This is a genomic window from Cupriavidus sp. DL-D2 (assembly GCF_039710735.1).
Lineage (GTDB): Bacteria > Pseudomonadota > Gammaproteobacteria > Burkholderiales > Burkholderiaceae > Cupriavidus.
This window is the reverse complement of sequence record NZ_JBDKXK010000127.1, coordinates 1-2,014: the sequence shown is the minus strand read 5'-3', so window position 1 is coordinate 2,014 and position 2,014 is coordinate 1. Positions and strand designations below refer to the sequence as shown.

Annotated in this window: 1 protein-coding gene; it reads right to left on the bottom strand. The window is 61.4% G+C overall.

Going from position 1 to position 2,014, the window contains the following annotated elements:
• Positions 1 to 2,014: ImcF-related family protein (locus ABDB81_RS30285; RefSeq protein ID WP_346814406.1), on the bottom strand; the 2,014-nt coding region annotated here is incomplete at both ends.

Below are 2,014 nucleotides of genomic sequence, written 5' to 3'. Positions count from 1 at the left end.
ATCCGTTCCGGCATCTTCAGGTTACGCAATTCCAGTGCCTCCAGCGGACCGCGTCCCACCGCACTACGCATTTGATATCGGATCGGGAACACCATGGTGGAAGGGTTCGGCAGCTTGGCGGCGCGTGGCAGCAAAGTGCCTGCACTGTCACTCTCATCTTCGGACTCGGCACCGATCCCCTTCGTTGATCCCTTCGCATCGGGAATCGCCTGGAACGTCAACTGGACGATGGCACTGTCGATGGATTTCACGCGCGCATACTCGAGCATGCGCACCCATGCCCACACGCCTTCGGTCTCGTGCGTCTTGTTCGTGCCCGCCGTATGCGTGCGCCATTGCAGCCGCGTGCGTGGTTCCTGCAGATTGTTCGCGGGCCACGTCATGGCTTGCCACGCTTCGCGCTGGTTGAAGTAGTGCAGCTTCTGGTTATCGATCATCAGCAGCGTGCTCGTCAGTCCCGGCGTTGGTATTGGCTTGAGTTCGAATCGATACTGCGGATCGCCTTGCACCAGCAGATGCGCGCCCACGCGCTGCAAGGTGTTGATGAACTTGAGGAAGCCCGGATCGAAGTTCAGCCCTTCCTTGCCGCTGCCGACGGGCACCCACTGATCGCCCTGCAACACCAGCACGCCCGCCAGTTCGGCCATCAGGAAGGCGTTGATCAGCCCACTCTGCGGACGGATATATCGCGCCAACTCCGGCAGCGACGCATCGTTGGCCGTGTTCGCAAACGGATAGCGACTCCCAAACGCGCGATTCCACGGCAGCGCGAGCGATCGTCGCCATGCTTCATTCAGGCTTGCTTGCGCAGGTTGCAACACCGATTGCTCGGCCTGCGCGATGGGGCGCACGAACAACGCATCGCCCATGCCCGCCCATTCTGCACCGACGCTCGCTGCCATCAACTCCGCATAGGCATGCGTATCGGCCAGGTCGGAACCTCTACCCTGGAACAACGACTGCGCCATCTGCCGCGCCTGCATGTCGGCATCGGCGCTTTGTGTGAGTTGCTGCAAGCGCAGTCGCACCGCAGTGACGCGATCCAGATAGCGTTGCAGACTGAGGTCGCTATTGGTGCCGTTGTTCTGGCCGGCTTGCCCCACGAGTCGCATCACCGGACCAAACGATGCGGCCAATGGCCCGGCTGGATCGGGACGCACTGCTTCGGGTGCGCCATCCTTCTTGCCCATGAAGACCTGAGCTTTTTCCACGAGCGCATCCGAGATCGATTCCCTGCGTGCGCCCGCACCACCCTGATACGCGAACGATTTCATCAGCGCGATGACAGGTGACTGCCGCGCATCGGCCATCAGCTTGAGCTGATCGACGACGCCCGGCAACGTCGGCGTCGTCTGCCACTGCAATCCGTTCATGAATCGCTGCCAGTGCTCGGCATAGTCGGCGAAATACCGTTCCGTCAGCACATCCTGAAGATCTTCCGCCGTTTCACTCGAATGCTCAACCGGCTGCGCGTTGCCATCGCTCAGCACCCAGTCGTTCGCCACATCCTGACGCTTGGCGGCCTTCTCGATGGCCGCCTCCACATGACCCTCATAGGCTTGCCGCGTGAAGATGCCCGGCACCACGGCCGTGGAGCGAATCAGTCCACGCGGGTCTGCTCCTGGTGTGAGTGATGCCAGTGTCTGGTCCGGATACTTGCTGCCGGCTTCGTCGAGCACGTTCTGATAGATCGTATCGATCGCATTGCGCTCGCCGATGACGGCGAGCAGCGTTTGACGCGCGCCGCTTGCGAGATCTTCGCGCAAGTTGATGCGCCAATCAGCGTTGGCATGCAGATGCTCTGCATAGAACTTGCCGAAGCGCTCAGCCAGGTCCTGCTTCTGCCCCGGCGAAATCCGCGCTTCCGTAGACCAGTGCTTCGCGATCTGTTGCGCGAGAAACTCCGCCTCGACGCGCTCCGGCTTTGCGAGCATCAGATACGCCTTGAGCGTACTGTGACCCTCCAGCGCCCATTTGCCGGCCTCATCGTTCATGCCCGTGGTCTGCAACTGCG